Origin of the sequence: Phreatobacter sp. (assembly GCF_052440005.1) — a bacterium.
Classification (GTDB): Bacteria; Pseudomonadota; Alphaproteobacteria; order Rhizobiales; family Phreatobacteraceae; genus Phreatobacter.
Genome location: NZ_JBQVQL010000064.1, coordinates 1 through 17329 on the forward strand (window position 1 = coordinate 1; position 17329 = coordinate 17329).

General features: G+C 69.6%; 15 protein-coding genes. 1 reads left to right on the forward strand and 14 read right to left on the reverse strand.

Going from position 1 to position 17329, the window contains the following annotated elements; all coding sequences use genetic code 11:
• The 12 genes from ACT6XY_RS15585 to ACT6XY_RS15640 all read right to left on the reverse strand — a co-directional run.
• The coding region (locus ACT6XY_RS15585; protein ID WP_444749245.1) for a hypothetical protein at positions 1 to 182 on the reverse strand (182 nt) is incomplete at its 3' end.
• Positions 183 to 268: 86 nt separating this feature from the next.
• Positions 269 to 2956, reverse strand: a complete 2688-nt coding sequence (locus ACT6XY_RS15590; RefSeq protein WP_444749246.1) for a DNA translocase FtsK 4TM domain-containing protein — start codon at positions 2954 to 2956, stop codon at positions 269 to 271.
• Positions 2957 to 3188: 232 nt separating this feature from the next.
• A complete protein-coding gene (locus tag ACT6XY_RS15595; RefSeq protein ID WP_444749247.1) occupies positions 3189 to 4682 on the reverse strand; it encodes an ammonium transporter in 1494 nt (497 codons plus the stop codon).
• Positions 4683 to 4726: 44 nt separating this feature from the next.
• A complete protein-coding gene (locus ACT6XY_RS15600; protein WP_106750014.1) occupies positions 4727 to 5065 on the reverse strand; it encodes a P-II family nitrogen regulator in 339 nt (112 codons plus the stop codon).
• A 291-nt stretch (positions 5066 to 5356) separates the two neighbouring features.
• Positions 5357 to 6214 carry an acyl-CoA thioesterase II gene (gene tesB / locus ACT6XY_RS15605; RefSeq protein WP_444749248.1) on the reverse strand — a complete coding sequence of 286 codons (858 nt, stop codon included), beginning with the start codon at positions 6212 to 6214 and terminating at the stop codon, positions 5357 to 5359.
• Between the two features lie 67 nt (positions 6215 to 6281).
• Complete coding sequence (locus ACT6XY_RS15610; RefSeq protein WP_444749249.1) at positions 6282 to 7073, reverse strand: ABC transporter permease; 792 nt, start codon at positions 7071 to 7073, stop codon at positions 6282 to 6284.
• Positions 7070 to 7972 carry an ABC transporter permease gene (locus tag ACT6XY_RS15615; RefSeq protein ID WP_444749250.1) on the reverse strand — a complete coding sequence of 301 codons (903 nt, stop codon included), beginning with the start codon at positions 7970 to 7972 and terminating at the stop codon, positions 7070 to 7072. Before ACT6XY_RS15615 ends, ACT6XY_RS15610 begins: the two co-directional genes overlap by 4 nt.
• Before the next feature lie 310 nt (positions 7973 to 8282).
• Positions 8283 to 9428, reverse strand: coding sequence for an ABC transporter ATP-binding protein (locus ACT6XY_RS15620; RefSeq protein ID WP_444749251.1), 1146 nt, complete (start codon positions 9426 to 9428; stop codon positions 8283 to 8285).
• Positions 9429 to 9432: 4 nt separating this feature from the next.
• Positions 9433 to 10536 carry a polyamine ABC transporter substrate-binding protein gene (locus ACT6XY_RS15625; RefSeq protein ID WP_444749252.1) on the reverse strand — a complete coding sequence of 368 codons (1104 nt, stop codon included), beginning with the start codon at positions 10534 to 10536 and terminating at the stop codon, positions 9433 to 9435.
• A 57-nt stretch (positions 10537 to 10593) separates the two neighbouring features.
• Positions 10594 to 12033, reverse strand: a complete 1440-nt coding sequence (locus ACT6XY_RS15630) for an amidohydrolase family protein (protein ID WP_444749253.1) — start codon at positions 12031 to 12033, stop codon at positions 10594 to 10596.
• A 145-nt stretch (positions 12034 to 12178) separates the two neighbouring features.
• Entirely contained in the window at positions 12179 to 12958 is a 780-nt protein-coding gene (locus tag ACT6XY_RS15635) for an ABC transporter permease (RefSeq protein WP_444749254.1), read from the reverse strand.
• Position 12959: 1 nt separating this feature from the next.
• Positions 12960 to 13865, reverse strand: coding sequence for an ABC transporter ATP-binding protein (locus ACT6XY_RS15640; protein ID WP_444749255.1), 906 nt, complete (start codon positions 13863 to 13865; stop codon positions 12960 to 12962).
• A gap of 192 nt (positions 13866 to 14057) precedes the next feature.
• Between ACT6XY_RS15640 and ACT6XY_RS15645 the strand changes: the two genes are divergently transcribed.
• Positions 14058 to 14549, forward strand: a complete 492-nt coding sequence (locus ACT6XY_RS15645) for a CinA family protein (protein WP_444749256.1) — start codon at positions 14058 to 14060, stop codon at positions 14547 to 14549.
• Positions 14550 to 14794: 245 nt separating this feature from the next.
• Here ACT6XY_RS15645 and ACT6XY_RS15650 read toward each other — a convergent pair whose 3' ends face one another.
• Together ACT6XY_RS15650 and ACT6XY_RS15655 are read right to left on the reverse strand one after the other, a co-directional pair.
• Complete coding sequence (locus ACT6XY_RS15650) at positions 14795 to 16231, reverse strand: homospermidine synthase (RefSeq protein WP_444749257.1); 1437 nt, start codon at positions 16229 to 16231, stop codon at positions 14795 to 14797.
• Between the two features lie 155 nt (positions 16232 to 16386).
• Positions 16387 to 17163: an enoyl-CoA hydratase gene (locus ACT6XY_RS15655; RefSeq protein ID WP_444749258.1), complete on the reverse strand. Its 777-nt coding sequence runs from the start codon at positions 17161 to 17163 to the stop codon at positions 16387 to 16389.
• Between the last annotated feature and the right edge of the window lie 166 nt (positions 17164 to 17329).

The window sequence follows — 17329 nt, forward strand, 5'->3', positions numbered from 1 at the left end:
CCGCCGGGCGGGCCGAGCTGGAGCGGCGCATTCTGGGCGAGGATGAAGGGCTGGTCGCCAGCGGCGGCCGGCAGGGTCGCCGCGGCGAGCCCGGCCATGGCGGCAAGCGCACAGCCCAGTGCCGCGCGCCGTGCCGCGGAACCGTTCGGCGAGCGCCGGATCGCGCGGGTCTCAGGCGTCATCGTCGGTCCTCGGCGCAGGTCGGTCATCGGGGTCATGGCGAAGGGGAGATAGGCAGCCGTTGGGGCGATTTCGAGGCGGCAGCCCCTCACTCCGCCCCCTCGGGCACCAGGATTTCGCGCTTTCCGGCGTGGTTGGCGGGGCCGACGAGGCCCTCGCGCTCCATCCGCTCGATCAGCGACGCGGCGCGGTTGTAGCCGATCTGCAGGCGGCGCTGGATATAGGAGGTCGAGGCCTTCTTGTCGCGCAGCACCACCTGCACCGCCTTGTCGTAGAGGTCGGCCGGCTCCTCGCCGAAGGCGCCCTTGTCGAAGACCGCGCCGTCGTCGCCGTCGCCGTCCACGCCCTCCTCGTCGTCGGTGGTGACGGCGTCGAGATAGTCCGGCGAGCCCTGCATCTTCAGGTGGCCGACGATGCGCTCGACCTCCTCGTCCGAGACGAAGGGACCGTGGACGCGGCTGATACGTCCGCCGCCGGCCATGTAGAGCATGTCGCCACGGCCGAGGAGCTGCTCGGCGCCCTGCTCTCCGAGGATGGTGCGGCTGTCGATCTTCGACGTCACCTGGAAGGAGATGCGGGTGGGGAAGTTCGCCTTGATCGTACCGGTGATGACGTCCACCGAGGGGCGCTGCGTCGCCATGATCAGGTGGATGCCGGCGGCGCGCGCCATCTGCGCCAGGCGCTGGATGGCGCCCTCGATCTCCTTGCCGGCCACCATCATCAGGTCGGCCATCTCGTCGACGATGACGACGATGTAGGGGATGGGTTCGAGGCCCATCTCCTCCTGCTCGTAGATGGCCTCGCCCGTCTCGCGGTCGAAGCCGGTCTGGACCGTGCGGGTCAGCACCTCGCCCTTGGCCTTCGCCTGCGCCATGCGGGCATTGAACCCGTCGATGTTGCGCACGCCGAGCTTCGACATCTTCTTGTAGCGCTCCTCCATCTCGCGGACCGCCCATTTCAGCGCCACCACCGCCTTCTTCGGATCGGTGACGACGGGCGTCAGCAGATGGGGAATGCCGTCGTAGATCGACAGCTCCAGCATCTTCGGGTCGACCATGATGAGCCGGCACTGGTCCGGCCTGAGCCGGTAGAGCAGCGACAGGATCATGGTGTTGATGGCTACCGACTTGCCCGAGCCGGTGGTGCCGGCCACCAGCAGGTGGGGCATCTTGGCGAGATCGGCGATGACCGGGTCGCCGCCGATCGTCTTGCCGAGCGCGATCGGCAGCTTCTCCTTGGCGGTGATGAAGTCCTGGCTCGCCAGCATCTCGCGCAGGAGCACGTTCTCGCGCTTGGCGTTGGGCAGCTCGATGCCGATGGCGTTGCGCCCGGCGACCAGGGCGACGCGCGCGGAGATGGCGGACATGGAGCGGGCGATGTCGTCGGCAAGGCCGATGACGCGGTTGGAGCGGGTGCCGGGTGCGGGCTCGAGCTCGTAGAGGGTCACCACGGGGCCTGGGCGCACGTTGATGATCTCGCCGCGCACGCCGAAGTCGTCGAGCACGGAGGCGAGCGTCGTGGCGTTGTCCTGCAGGACCTCCATGGACATCGAGGCGTCACGCTCGGAGGGCTTCGGCTCGGTCAGGAGGTCGAGCGGCGGCAGCTCGTAGCTGTCGTCGGCGCCGTCCGGCGGCGGCAGCGGCAGCTTCTGCAGCACGGCCGCCGGACGCGGCGGCGGCGGTGGCGCGTGGATGCGGGGGCCGGCAACGGCGGGCTTCGGCGCGAGTTCCGACGGCAGCGGCTCGTCGTCCTCCACTTCGGGTTCCTGGGCAGGCGCGATCCGCGGGGCTTCCATCCGCTCCGGTTCTTCCGACGGAGGACGGCTGGCGAGAGGGGCGTGATAGGTGCGCGGCTGGCGGTCGGGCGCCGCCTCGATGACGGGTTCGCGGCGGACGCCAGAGGTCTTCTTGGCCGGCAGCACGTCGTCGTCGGGTTCGGTGAAGAAGGCCCTGGCACGGGCCGCGATGCCGGGCCCCGCGGGCGGTGCCGCCTCGGTCCGGGGGGTACCGGCGGCGGCACGCGCCGTCTGCGGCGCCTCCGCCACCATGCGGGCGAGGCGGGCTCGCGTCGACAGCATGCCATGGGCGACGGCGCCCACGGCGCTCGACACCATGCCGCCGACGAAGCCGGGCTCGCGGTCCTCCTCGGCCGGGCGGCGGGCCTTGGGCGCGACGCGGTCGATCTCCTCGGACAGCGTCTCCGGCTCGGGACGCAGGATGCGGCCGATGGCGGCGGCGAAGAGCAGAAGGCCGATGCTGCCGGCCACCGCCAGCGCCACGTAGCGCGCGATGCCCGTGAGGCGGCCGAACAGGGCGGAGAGGACGGTCAGCCCGCCGTCGCCGATGACGCCGCCAATGCCTGTCGGCAGCGGCCAGCCGGAGGGCGAGGGCAGCAGCGAGGCCGCCACCGCCAGCACCATGGCGGCACCGATGCCGAGCGGCACGCGCAGGCCCTCGCGGTCGAAGGGACGGGCCCGCAGCATCAGCCAGCCCCAGATCGCCGAGACTGCCAGCAGGACGACGGCCGCGAGGCCGAAGAGCTGCATGAGGAGATCGGCGAGGATGGCGCCGGGGCGGCCGATCCAGTTCTTCACCGGGGCGTTGGTGGCATGGCTGAGCGAGGGGTCGCCGGCGGTCCAGGTGAGCATGGCGACGGCGGCGACGAGGACGGCAGCGAGAATGCCGAGGCCGGCGAGGCGGCGCAGCTGGCGCCGCATGGCGCCGCCGAGGCCGTCGGGAACCAGCGAAGGTCCGGTGTGCCGGCGCACCACTGCCATCGTCAATCATCCCATGCATGTGGGGGCGCGGCGGCGGGACGGCGAGGCGCCGCCCTCCCCGGCAGGCCCTCCGGTTCAGCCGGGACCTTACCGAGGCAACGGTTGACGTGGGATTAACCATCGCCCCCCGCGGAGATGTCGGAAGGCCGGCGGCGCGCAAGATGCCGGGCGGGCAAAGAAAAACCCCGGCGCATCGCTGCGCCGGGGAGTGGGGCCTGTAGGAGGACAGGCGTCAGAGATTGTAGGCGCGCTCGCCGTGCTCGGCGAGGTCGAGACCCTCGCGCTCGCGGTCCGCCGTCACCCTCAGACCGACGATCACGTCGACGATCTTGAAGATGATGAAGGAGCCGATGCCCGACCAGACGATGGTGAAGAGCACCGCCTTGAGCTGCGCCCAGACCTGGGTGCCGAACTCGTAGGCGCCGACGGCGAGCTCGCCGGGCTTCGATTCGTAGTCCGGGATGCCGGCGCCGCCGAGGGCGGTGTTCACCAGGATGCCCGTGGCGATGGCGCCGATGATGCCGCCGACGCAGTGGATGCCGAAGACGTCCAGCGTGTCGTCGTAGCCGAAGGCGTTCTTCACCGTCGAGCAGAAGATGAAGCAGACGCCGCCCGCGACGAGGCCGAGGACGATGGCGCCCATCGGACCGGCGAAGCCGGCGGCGGGGGTCACCGCCACGAGGCCGGCGATGGCGCCCGAGACCGCGCCGAGGAGCGACGGCTTGCCCTTGGCGGCCCATTCGACGAACAGCCAGGACAGGGTGGCCGCGCCGGTGGCAACGTAGGTGTTGATCGCCGCCATGGCCGCGACGCCGTTGGCCTCGAGGTTGGAGCCGGCATTGAAGCCGAACCAGCCGACCCAGAGCAGCGCGCCGCCGATGAGCGTCATCACCAGCGAGTGGGGAGGCATCAGCTCCTTGCCGTAGCCGATGCGCTTGCCGATGACGATGCAGCCGACGAGACCGGCGATGCCCGCGTTGATGTGGACGACGGTGCCGCCCGCGAAGTCCAGCGCGCCCCAGGAGAAGAGCATGCCGGCGTCAGCCTTGACGGAGGCGAGCTTCGCCTCGGCCGCGGCCTTTGCGGCGGCATCCGTGCCGGCGGCGGCAACCGCCTTGACGGCATCGGCGATGGCGTCGGGGCCCGCCCAGTACCAGACCATATGGGCCATCGGGAAGTAGATGAAGGTGACCCACAGGACCGTGAAGAGCAGCAGCGCCGAGAACTTCACGCGCTCGGCGAAGGCGCCGACGATGAGAGCCGGCGTGATGCAGGCGAAGGTCATCTGGAACAGGATGTAGGCATATTCCGGGATGACGACGCCGTTGGAGAAGGTGGCGGCGGTCGAGTTCGGATCCACGCCCATCAGGAAGGCCTTGGAAAAGCCGCCGACGAAGGCGTTGAGCCCGCCGCCCGAGGTGAAGGACAGCGAATAGCCGTAGACCACGTAGATGATCGACACGACCGCGACGATCACGAAGACCTGGGTCAGCACCGACAGCATGTTCTTGGCACGGACCAGGCCGCCGTAGAACAGCGCCAGGCCCGGGATGACCATGAGCAGAACGAGATAGGAGGAGAAAAGCACGAAGGCGGTGTCGCCCGCGGTCGGCTTCGGCGGGGTGGGGGCGGGCGCCTGGGCGAGGGCCGGCTCGGCGAGGGCCGCGGCAAGGCCCGCCAGCGCCAGCGCGCCGAGGCCCCACCTGGAAAGGCTCGATCTGATCATGTGGACAATCTCCAGAGGCATGTCTTGTGCGGTGGGAAGGCGCGTCACAGCGCGTCGACGTCGGTTTCGCCGGTGCGGATGCGCACGGCGTGCTCGATCGACGTGACGAAGATCTTGCCGTCGCCGATCTGGCCGGTCTTGGCGGCGCCGGCGATGGCCGCGACCACCTTCTCGACATCCGTGCCGGGCACGGCCACCTCGATCTTCAGCTTCGGCAGGAAGCTCACGGCATATTCGGCGCCGCGGTAGATCTCGGTATGGCCCTTCTGGCGTCCGTAACCCTTCACCTCGGTGACGGTCAGGCCGTGGACCCCGATGCCGGTCAGGGCATCGCGGACCTCCTCCAGTTTGAATGGCTTGATGATCGCCATTACGATCTTCATGTCGTCATCCCCGATTGGCTCCGTTGGGACGAGGTCCTGCGGAGCTGTGTGTGTCTGCAAGCCGGCCGCCGATCCCGAAGGCCGAAGTCCGAACCGGGGTCAGGGAATCAAGTCGCGTGCCACACGCCTGGCGCCGGGGATTTCGACGCCATTCCAGTGACTTGACCAAAGCGAGGGGACAGCATGTCGCGGCCGGGCGCCCCGCTTGCCTTCATTTTAGGCAAGCGTCGGGGCTCGCCCGAGTTCGGCCGTCATTTGGGTCCGGGAATGCCTAAGAATGCGGCAGGCGACTCAGCCACGCTTCTTGCGCAGCAGCCCTTCCTGGGCGACGGAGGCCACCAGGACTCCCTGGCGCGTGTAGATCGACCCGCGGGTAAACCCCCGCGAGCCCTGCCCCGACGGGGAATCATGGGCATAGAGCAGCCAGTCGTCGGCGCGGAACGGCCGGTGGAACCACATGGCATGGTCGAGGCTCGCGGCCTGCACCGACTGGTCGAAGAAGGAGCGGCCGTGCGGCACGTTGGCGGCGTCGAGCAGCGTCATGTCGGAGGCATAGGCCAGCACGCAGCGGTGGATGACCGGATCGTCCGGCAGCGGCGCCGTGGTGCGGATCCAGACGTGGAACTTGCCCTCCGGCTGGCGCTCGCCGGTGTAGCGGCCGAACTCCACCGGGCGGATCTCGATCGGCCGCTCGCGGGCGAAATAGGCCTTCATCGCCTCGGGCATGTGGGCGTGGAAGAGCTGCCGCACGTCCGCCTCCGACTTCAGTTCCTCCGGCGGCGGCACGTCCGGCATGGCGAACTGGTGCTCCTCGCCCTCCTCCTCGACATGGAAGGAGGCCGACAGCGAGAAGATCGCGGCCCCGTGCTGGATCGCCTTCACCCGCCGCGTCGAGAAGCTGCGCCCGTCGCGCACCCGCTCCACCTCGTAGATGATCGGCGCCTTCGGGTCGCCCGGCAGCACGAAATAGCCGTGCAGCGAATGCGGCCGGCGCTCCTCCACCGTGCGACAGGCGGCCACCAGCGCCTGGCCGATGACCTGGCCGCCGAAGACGCGCTGCCAGCCGTCCTGCGGGCTCTTGCCGCGGAAGAGGTTTACCTCGAGGCGTTCGAGATCGAGGATTCCGAGGAGATTGGCGACGGCGGACATGGGGGCTCGCGGAACTGACGGGGGCAGCCGCCAGAAATCATCCTCGCAGGCCCCGGGTCAACCGCCGTCAATACGCCGCCGCGCTGCGCTTCGTAGCGAGCGAGGCGGCGATCACCAGCACCGTCACCACCGCGATCATCAGGGTGGAGATGGCGTTGATCTCCGGCGTCACGCCGAGCCGCACCTGGCTGTAGATGCGCATCGGCAGCGTCGTCGACCCCGGCCCGGTGGTGAAGGAGGCGATGACGAGGTCGTCCAGCGACAGCGTGAAGGCGAGGAGGAAGCCCGCCACCACGGCGGGCATGATGATCGGCAGCGTCACGCGGGTGAAGACCTGCCAGGGCCGGGCGCCGAGATCGGCCGCCGCCTCCTCCAGCGACCGGTCGAAGGTGACGAGCCTGGACTGCACCACCACCGCCACGAAGCCGCAGGTGAAGGTCGCGTGCGCCACGGTCACGGTCCAGAAGCCGCGGTCGACACCGAGCGAGACGAAGAGGAGGAGCAGCGAAAGGCCGGTGATCACCTCCGGCATGACGATGGGCGCATAGACGAGGCCGGAAAACAGCGTGCGCCCGGCGAAGCGCGAGTAGCGGGTCAGGGCGAGGGCCGCGAGGGTCCCCACCACCGTGGCGAAGGCCGCCGACGCCGCGGCGACCTTCACGGTCATCCAGGCGGCGTCCATGAGCTGGCGGTTCTGCCAGATGGACGCGTACCAGCGCGTCGAGAACCCGCCCCAGACGGTGACGAGCTGGCTCGCATTGAAGGAGAAGATCACGAGGATGACGATCGGCAGGTAGAGAAAGGCGAAGCCGAGGGTCAGCGCCGTGGCGTCGAGGAGACGGGATCGGGGCGAGGTCATCGGCTCGCCTCGATCTGTCGCGCCTGCTGGCGCTGGTAGACCATGATCGGCCCGACGAGGATGACGAGCAGCAGCACCGCGACGGCGGAGGCCACCGGCCAGTCGCGGTTGGAGAAGAACTCCGTCCACAGCGTCTTGCCGATCATCAGCGTATCCGAGCCGCCGAGGAGGTCGGGGATCACCACCTCGCCGGTGATCGGGATGAAGCAGAGGAAGCACCCCGCCACGATGCCGGGCAACGACAGCGGCACGGTGATGCGCCAGAACGCCTTCCAGGGCGGGCAGCCGAGGTCGCCCGCGGCCTCCAGCAACGTCCGGTCCATCCGCTCCAGCGTGGCATAGAGCGGCAGCACCATGAAGGGCAGGTAGGAATAGACGACGCCGATGAGCACCGCCGTCTCGGTGTTGGCGATCTGGAGCGGTGCGCCGATGAGGCCGAGGGCGACGAGCAGCTCGTTGAGCAGGCCCTCGGGTTTGAGGATGCCGATCCAGGCGTAGACGCGGATGAGGAAGCTCGTCCAGAACGGCAGGATCACCGCCATGACGAGGATCGGCCGCCACCGTTTCGGCGCGCGCGCCATGGCATGGGCCATGGGATAGCCGATGACGAGGAGGATCGCCGTGCCGAGGCCGGCGATGCGCAGCGAGGAGAGGAAGGCGTCGAAATAGAGCCGGTCGCCGAAGATGACGGCGTAATTGTCGAGCGAGAGCTCGCGCGCCTTGGCGAGCCAGCCCTCCGGGCCGTCCGCGAGCCCGAAGGTTGGCGTATACGGCGGGATGGCGGTCGCCACCTGCGACAGCGACATCTTCGCCACGATGGCGAAGGGCACGAGGAAGAAGACCGCCAGCCAGAGATAGGGCACGAGGATGACGGTGCGGCGGGTGGCGCGCTCGCTCATCGAGTGCGCCCCGCCGCGCGCCCCGCCCGCGACCCTCCGGCCGTCACCCCCGACGGGGTGACGTCGTTTCCGCGGCTCCCACCGCCTGTCACCCCCGGCGAGGCCGCAGGCGGAGGGAAGGGGGTCCAGGGGCAGAAGGGATCGACCGCGGGCGCCGGACGGTCGACGCAGCCACCCGCGACCGCCCGGCCACTCCTGGATCCCCTTCCCCTCGCTTCGCTCGGCCGGCGATGACGGACGGTGGGACCAACGGGCTCGACACAGAAGGCCGCCGTGGCTTCATGCCTGCGGATGACGATCGCGCCCACCATCACCGCACCAGCAGGATCAGCGCGTCGGGCGTGACCGCGAGCTTCACCTTGTCGCCCGCCGCGAGCGGCCGCTCGACGCTGCGCGACGCGTTCGCCACCGCAGCCTTCAGCCGCAGACCCGAGGCCTCGACGTGATAGGTCGTCCGGCCCCCGAGATAGCCGACGTCATGCACCGTGCCGGACATCACGGCGCGGCCGTTGGAGATGGCTTCGCCGGCCCGCACGATGCGCGTCTTCTCCGGCCGCCAGGCCACCGCCACCGCCTCGCCGACCGCCACGCTTTCCGCGGCTTCCGCCACCGCGAGGTCGCCGGCCGCCGTCGCCACGGTCACCCGCCGTCCCTCGACGGCCGCGACCCGCCCCTCCACCAGATTGATCTCGCCGATGAACCCGGCGACGTAGCGGCTCGCCGGCGCCTCGTAGACCACCGGCGGCGTGCCGACCTGCGCGATCCGCCCCTTGTCCATGACGGCGATGCGCGTCGCCATGGTCATCGCCTCGTCCTGGTCGTGGGTGACGATGATGAAGGTGAGCCCCAGCCGCTCCTGCAGCGCCATCAGCTCGAACTGCGTTTCCTCGCGCAGCTTGCGGTCGAGCGCGCCCAGCGGCTCGTCGAGCAGCAGCACCTTCGGCCGTTTGACCAGCGCCCGGGCAAGCGCCACGCGCTGCCGCTGGCCGCCGGAGAGCTGGTGCGGCTTTCGCCCGGCGAAACCGTCGAGCTTGACCATGCGCAGCACCTCGCCGACGCGGGCGCCGATCTCATCGCGCGGCCGGCCCTCCATGGCGAGGCCGAAGGCGACGTTCTTCTCGACGCTCATGTGCGGGAAGAGCGCGTAGGACTGGAACAGCATGTTGACGGGCCGCAGGTGCGGCGGCACGCCGGCGAGGTCCTGGCCCGCCAGCAGCACACGGCCCTCGCTCGGCGTCTCGAAGCCGGCGAGCATCCGCATCAGGGTCGACTTGCCGCAGCCCGAGGGGCCGAGCAGCGCGAAGAACTCGCGCTCGTGGATCGCGAGCGACAGCTCTGCCACCGCCGTTTCGGCGCCGTAGCGCTTGGTCACGGCGTCGAAGACGACCAGCGGGGTGGCCGCGGGGTCGTCCCAGGGCGCGGGCGCGCCGCGTGCCGGACGTTCGGGAGGCTCCACGACGCTAGCGGCCGGTCTTCGCCCGCGTCCAGGCGCGGGTGATGACGCGCTGCAGGCGGGCGTCGGGACTGGTCACGGTGAAGAGCCGCGCCATCACCGCGTCGGGCGGATAGACGGAGGGGTTGTCCCGCACGGCGGGGGCGATCAGCGGCTTCGCGGCGAGATTGCCACTGGCATAGGAGACGAAGCTCGCCACCTTGGCGATGACCTCGGGCCGGTTGAGGTAGTTGATGAAGGCATGGGCGAGGTCGGCGTTCGGCGCGTCCGCCGGGATCGCCATCTGGTCGAACCACATCTGCGCGCCTTCCTTCGGGATGACGTACTGGATGTCGACGCCGTTACCCGCTTCCTTCGCCCGCTTCTGCGCCTGGAAGATGTCGCCGGAATAGCCGACCGCCAGGCAGATGTCGCCGTTGGCGAGCGCCGAGATGTATTCGGACGAGTGGAACTTGGTGACGAGCGTGCGCAGCTTCTGCACGTGCGCGGCGGCGGCTTCCCAGTCCTCTGCGCGCTTCGAATTGGGGTCGCGGCCGAGATAGCGCATCACCGACGGCAGGAAGTCCTCGGCGGTGTCGAGGAAGTGGATGCCGCAGTCCTTGAACTTCGCCAGCGTGTCGAAGTCGAAGGCGAGCTTCCAGGAATCGAGCGGCGCGTCGGCCATGCGCTCGCGGATCTTGGCCACGTTGTAGCCGATGCCGGTCGTCCCCCAGAGATAGGTCACCGAATAGGCGTTGCCGGGGTCGTAGGCGGCGACGCGTCGCTGGATCTCCGGCCACAGATGCGTGCGGTTCGGGATCTTCGAGAAATCCAGCCGCTGGTGGACGTTGGCCGCGATCTGCCGCGACAGGAAGGGCGCCGAGGGCACGACGATGTCGTAGCCGGTGCGCCCCGCCAGCAGCCGGGTCTCCAGCACCTCGTTGGAATCGTAGGTGTCGTAGGTGACCTTGGCGTTGAACTCGCGCTCGAAGTCGCGCAGCACCTGTTCGTCGATGTAGTTCGACCAGTTGAAGATCCGCAGCTCCCTCGGCGCCTGCGCGGCGGCAGCCGCCGCAAGACCGAGCGTCGCGAGGCCCGCGACGGCGATTTTCGCGAGGAAGCGTGGGACCATGATGCCATCCTTGATGCGGTGGGAAAGGGATGGGGCAATCTAGGCAAACGGGCCCGTTTAGCAACAGCCGAGGCGCTCGCTGAAGTGGCGGCAGATCGTCGTCTCGAGCTCCGGCAGCACGGCGCGGAACCCCTCCCCCGCCGCCATGCCGGCCCTGAGCCGGCTGCGCACCTCCCGGTGGACGGCCTCCTGGTCGATGCCGGTCACCGTGCCGTCCCGCACGATGGTGCGGCCCGCGACGATGGTCTCCTTCACATGCCGCGCGGTGGCGCGGGCGAAGAGGAGTTCGACCGGCTCCACCGGCATGAGGGCGTCGGCGTCGAGCGCCGTCCGGTCGACGAGCACGAGGTCGGCAGGGGCGCCGGCCGCTATCCGCCCCGTCACCGGCGAATTGAGGGTCGCATGCCCGTTGGCGAGCACGGCCTCCAGCACGTCCGCCGTGCTCATCTCCCGCTCGAAGCCCCAGCCGGCATGGAGCGACCAGATCAGCCGCATCTCGCGCAGGAGGTCGTCGTCCTCATCGAAGGCCTGGCCGTCGATGCCGATGGCGAGCTTCACCCCCGCCTTCAGCATGGCGGCGACCGGGGCGAGGCCCGAGCGCAGCGCGAGGTTGGAGGAGGTGTTGACCGAGACGGTGACGCCCGCCTCCGCCAGCAGGTCCAGTTCGCCCGGCCGCGCCCAGACGCAATGCGCCAGCGTCAACCGCGGCGACAGGAGCCCGATCTCCTTGAGGTAGGTGACGATGCCCTGCGGGAAGGCCGCATCGGCATAGTCTCGCTGGTAGCGCGTCTCCAGGAGATGCATGTGGACGCGCCGTCCCGTGCGGGCGGAGGCCTGGGCGATGGCCTCGAGCAGCTCCGGCGTGGTCCATTGCACGCCCTGCGGGCCGTATTGCACGTCCACCATCGCCCCACCGATGGCCTCGGCCACCGCGTCCACCCGTTCGAGCTGCGCTTCCACCGACAGAGGCGCGACCGACAGGAAGCGCCTCTCCACCTCCGCCCGCGCGTTCGGCGAAAGCTGGGCGAGGACGGGCGCGCTGTCGCCATAGACCAGCGGGTTCTGGTTGCGCATGGCCAGGGCGAAGGCGATGCGCAGCCCGGCGTCGGAGGCCGCCCGCGCAACCTCCCGCGCCTCGTCCACATAAGGGGTCAGCCCCTGCACCCCCGTGTAGTGGACCATGGCGGCGCCCTGTCCGCCGGCCACCGCCCGGGAGAAGGGCGCGGCCGCCGCCAGATAGGGGTCGAGCGGTGCGAAGAGCCGGAGACGATGAAGCCAGACCTCCAGCGGCCGGCCGAAGCCGCCGATGGAGGAGGTGCGGATGGTGCGGCCGTGGTCATGGGCATTGGCCAGCGCCGGCATCACCACGAGGTCATCGTGGGGCTCACCGGCGGCGAGCGCCTCTACCGCCGTGATCGTGCCGCCGTCGAGGGTCAGCCGCGAGGGTCCGCGCGTCCCGTCACGGTCGATGACGGCGGTGCAGGTGATGGTGCGCATGGGTGGTCTCCGGCCCGCCGTCCCGAACGTCATGCCCGCAAGGTTGCGTCATGCCCGGGCTTGTCCCGGGTATCCACGCATTCCTGCACCCGGATGTTCAAGTCGTGGATGCCCGGGACGAGCCCGGGCATGACGCGGTGAAGGATCACGTCACCGCCAGGTCCTTCCGGTGGGCCCAGCCGGTGACGCGACTCTCGGCGAGCGAGAACAGCGCATAGAGCCCGACGCCGAGGCCGGCGAGGATGAACAGCCCGGCGAAGACCAGCGGCACGTTGAAGGTGGAGGAGGCCACCATCATCATGTTGCCGATGCCACGGTTGGAGGCGACCGTCTCGGCCACCACCGACCCGACGAAGGCGAGCGTCACCGCCACCTTCAGCGAGGCGAAGAAATAGGGCATCGAGCGCGGCAGCGACACGTTCCACAGGATGTCCCACTTCGACGCCTTCAGCGTCTTCATGACGTCCTCCAGCTCCGGCTCCACCGTGGCGATGCCGGTGGCGACGTTCACGACGATCGGGAAGATGGAGATGATCGCCGCCGTGAGGATGGCCGGCACGGTGCCGGCGCCGAACCACAGGACGAAGATCGGCACGACCGCCACCTTGGGGATCGAGGAGATGCCGACGAGGAGCGGATAGGCCGTGTCGTAGGCGAGGCGCGAGGAGCCGATCCCCACCCCGAACAGGATGCCGATGACGACGCCGATGGCGAAGCCCACCAGCGTCGTGAACAGCGTCTGCGCCGCATGGGGCTGGATCGCCGGCCAGTATTCGATCAGCGAGGCGATGATCTGCGTCGGGCGCGGCAGCACGATGTCGGAAATGCCGCCGACGAGGCAGGCGACCTCCCAGAACACGAAGACGCCGATGATGAGGGCGATGGAGGCGGACTTGCGCCGGATGAGCTCGTGGATGCCGTCCATGTCAGTGTCCTCCCGCCTGGACGATGCCGGTGCCGCCGCGCGCCTCGACGATGAGGGTGCGCAACTGCTGGTTCAGCGCCACGAAATCCGGCTCGTAGGTCATGTCGATGGTGCGCGGCCGGGCGAAGGCGACGGGCGAATCGTCGAGGATGCGGCCGGGCCTGGCGCTCATCACGCAGATGCGGTTGGCGAGGAAGGCCGCCTCGCGCAGGTCGTGGGTGACGAGCAGAACCGTGGTCTTCTTCGCCATCCACAGCTCCTGCATGATCTGCCAGAGCTCCTCGCGGGTGAACTGGTCGAGCGCGCCGAAGGGTTCGTCTAGCAGCAAGAGGTCCGGCTCGTGGACGAGGGCGCGGCAGAGGTTCGCCCGCTGCATCATGCCGCCCGAGAGCTGCCAGGGATATTTGTCGCCGAAGCCGGCGAGGCCGACCTGCGCCAACAGCGCGTCCGCCCGGTCGCGGAACTCGCCCCGCCGCTTGGCGCGGAACTGGGAGCGGAACGGCGGCACGATCTTCAGCGGCAGCATGACGTTGTCGCGGATGGTGAGCCAGGGCAGCAGCGTCGGGTTCTGGTAGGCCATGCCGATGCGGATCGGCGTCGCGCCGATCTCGCGTCCGCCGACGAAGACATGACCCGTCGAGGGCTTCAGCAGGTCGCCGACGAGCTTCAGCAGGGTGGACTTGCCGCACCCCGAGGGGCCGACCAGCGCGACGAAGTCGCCCTCGCCGATGGACAGGCTCGTCTGCGACAGGGCCTGCACCTGCTTGTCGCCCTTGCCGAAGCGCACCGAGACCTTCTCGAATTCGATGAAGGGCCGGGCGTGGGAGACGAGCGGCGAGCTGCCTGATTTCTGGGCAGCCACCTCCGCCTCGGGACGGGCGGCGGCGACGGCGGAAGCGAGGGTCATGGCATTTCCGGGCTGGGGGCGCACGGCGGCCCTTGAAGGTCCGTTCAACTTCGCAAGAGGGATGCCAAGCGGCGCCGGCCCGGCCGGCCATGGGACCGCCCGTGGGACCGGGCAGGCCCTCGCCGTGAGCGCGTTGCGCCGCCCGGCCGGCTCGGGCAGGCTCCCCCGACCTTCTTCCGACCGGAGACATCCATGGACCTCGAGCCCATCGCCGCCCGCATCGGCCGCCTCCTCGTCGAACGGCGCGAGACCGTCGCCGTGTCGGAATCCTCCGCCGGCGGGCTCATCTCCGCGGCGCTCCTCTCGGTGCCCGGCGCCTCGGCCTATTATCTCGGCGGCGCGGTGGTCTACACGCCGAAGGCCCGCGACGCCCTGCTCGGCATCTCCACCCGGCAGATGGTGGAATCCGGCATCCGCTCGGCCTCCGAGCCCTGGGCGGCGCTGATGGCGAAGACCATCCGCGAGAGCCACGGCGCCACCTGGGGCCTCTCCGAGACGGGGGCCACCGGTCCCACCGGCAACCGCTACGGCGACCCCGCCGGCCATGCCTGCCTCGGCCTCGACGGCCCGGCCGTCATGGCGATGACGCTGCGCACGGGCTCCGATGATCGCGCCGCCAACATGCGCGCCTTCGCCGCCGCCGCACTCGGCCTGTTCGAGGATGCGCTGGAGGGGCCGGCCTGAGGGCGGCCGTCACGAGCCGGAACACCCCACCCGCACCCTCCCCGCGCTTGCGCCAGGAGAGGGGGGACTTCGACGGCTCGCCATCCCCGATGGGTAGGTCCTCGCTCGACCGTCGGCAAACGGTCGCGACATCATGGTCCCCTCCCCTCGCCAGAGGGGAGGGTGCGGGTGGGGCATTCCTTCATGAACAAAAACAAAGGGCGGACCCCTGGCCCGCCCTCCGCATGCATGCCGTCCCGCCCGGCTCAGTCGCGGACGAGGATGTTCCGGAACTGCCAGGGATCGGAGGTGTCGATGTCCTCCGGGAAGAAACCCGGGCGGCCGTCGAGCGGCGTCCAGTCGGTATAGGTGCCGATCACCGGCCCGAGATAGGGCTTCTGCACCTCGAGGCAGCGGCGGAAGTCCATGTCGTCGGCTTCGACGATGCCCGCCTCCGGGTTCTCCAGCGCCCAGACCATGCCCGCGAGCACGGCCGAGGTCACCTGCATGCCGGTGGCGTTCTGGTAGGGGGCGATGCGCCGCGTCTCCTCGATGGAGAGCTGCGAGCCGTACCAGTAGGCGTTGCCGGCATGGCCGTAGAGCAGCACGCCGAGCTCGTCGATGCCGTCCTCGATCTCGTTCTCGTCGAGGATGTGCCAGCTATCCTGCCGCTTGCCGGCGGCGCCGAACATCTCGTGCAGCGACAGCACCGCGTCGTTGGCCGGATGGTAGGCGTAGTGGCAGGTCGGCCGGTAGGTGACCTTGCCCGAGGCGTCGCGCACCGTCAGGTAGTCGGCGATGGAGATCGCCTCGTTGTGGGTGACGAGGAAGCCGTATTGGGCGCCCGGCGTCGGGCACCAGGAGCGCACGCGGGTGTTGGCGCCGGGCTGCAGCAGGTAGATGGCGGCGCCGCAGCCGGTCTCATGGGTGCCCGCATTGGCCGGCATCCACTGTTCGTGCGTGCCCCAGCCGAGCTCGGCCGGCTGCAGGCCCTCGGACACGAAGCCCTCCACCGACCAGGTGTTGACGAAGACGTTGGGCGGCTTCGGCTTCTTCGAGCGCTGGGTGTCGCGTTCGGCGATGTGGATGCCCTTGACGCCGACCTTGGCGGCGAGCGCTGCCCATTCCGCCTTGGTCTTCGGCTCGGTGAAGTTGACCTTGTGGTCGGTGGCGACGTTGAGCAGTGCCTGCTTGACGAACCAGGACACCATGCCCGGATTGGCGCCGCAGCAGGACACGGCCGTGATGCCGCCGGGATTGCGCTCGCGCGCCTCGAGAACCCGCTCGCGCAGCATGTAGTTGGAGCGCGCCGCCGGGCCCTTCGAGGTGTCGAAATAGAAGCCGGCCCAGGGTTCGGCCACCGTGTCGATGTAGAAGCAGCCGAGTTCGCGGCAGAGCTCCATGATGTCGACGGAGGAGGTGTCGACCGACAGGTTGACGCAGAAGCCCTTGCCGCCTCCGGCGGTGAGCAGCGGCGTCAGCAGCTTGCGGTAATTGTCCTGCGTCACGTGCTGCTGCACGAAGCGGATGCCGCGCTCGTCGAGGAGCTTGCGGTCGGTATCGACAGGATCGATGACCGTCAGGCGCGTCTGATCATATTTGAAATGCCTCTCGATCAGCGGCAGCGTGCCGCGGCCGATGGAGCCGAAGCCGATCATCACGATCGGACCGGTGATTTCATGATAGACGGGCCATGAGCTCATGCGAGGTCTCCGCTCTTGCATGGGAACTGAAAACGGGTCCGCGGCGGCCACGCCGGGACCCGGATGAGGTAACGGCGCGTCTTTGGACATGCCGCGACCCGTCCGTCAACACCCTCTTCGCGTGACGGCCTGATGACGAAGGCCGAAGAAGCGCCTCAGCGCGCCCGCCCTTTCGCCTGCACACCGACCCTTCGCGCAGCCAGATCCTCGGGCGCGAGAGCCCCGTTGTGGCGGCGCGACCAGTCGGCCTCCAGCCTCATGGCCTCGGCGAAGGGCAGGCCGTAGCCCTCGTCCACCAGCCGCTTGTAGTCGGCGAGGAAGCCGGCATCGACCTCGGCGATCTCATGCGCCAGCGCCATGACGTCGGCCATCAGGTTGGCGGCGGGCACGGCGCGGCTGACGAGGCCCCAGGCGCTCGCCTCCGCCGCCGTCACGAAGCGGCCGGAAAAGGCCATCTCCTTCGCCCTTGACGGCCCGATGATGCGCGAGAGCTTCTGGCTCAGGCCCCAGCCCGGGATGACGCCGACACGCTGGTGCGTGTCGCCGAAGCGGGCCGTGTCGGCAGCGACGAGGATGTCGCAGGCGAGCGCCAGCTCGAAGCCGCCGGTGATGGCGACGCCGTTCACCGCGGCGATGACCGGCTTCGGGCACTGCTCGATGGCGCGGATCGGGTTCGGCCGCTCGCCGTCACCCTCCACCATGCCGAGGAGCCCGGAGGTCGCGCCGAGTTCCTTGAGGTCGAGGCCGGCGGAGAAGGCGCGCTCGCCCGCCCCCGTCAGCACCAGCACCCGCGCGGTTTCGTCGCGCCCGAGCGCCACGATCGCCGCGGTGAGCGAGCGGATCAGCGACTGCGACAGCGCGTTCATCGCCTGCGGGCGGTTGAGGGTGAGAACCGCCACCGGTCCGTGGCGTTCGATCAGGAGTTCAGTCATGGCGGTCTCCGGCGGGCGAGGCGGATTGTGCGGCGGCGAGGCCCGCTGCGCATCTCGGAGGTTCGGGGGAGGGGGTAAAGGCAGCTCCCCTTCCGTCACCCCGGCGAGGCCAGAGGGCCAGGGAAGGAGGTCCAGACTTCTCTCAACTTTGGGGCCGCTTCGCCAG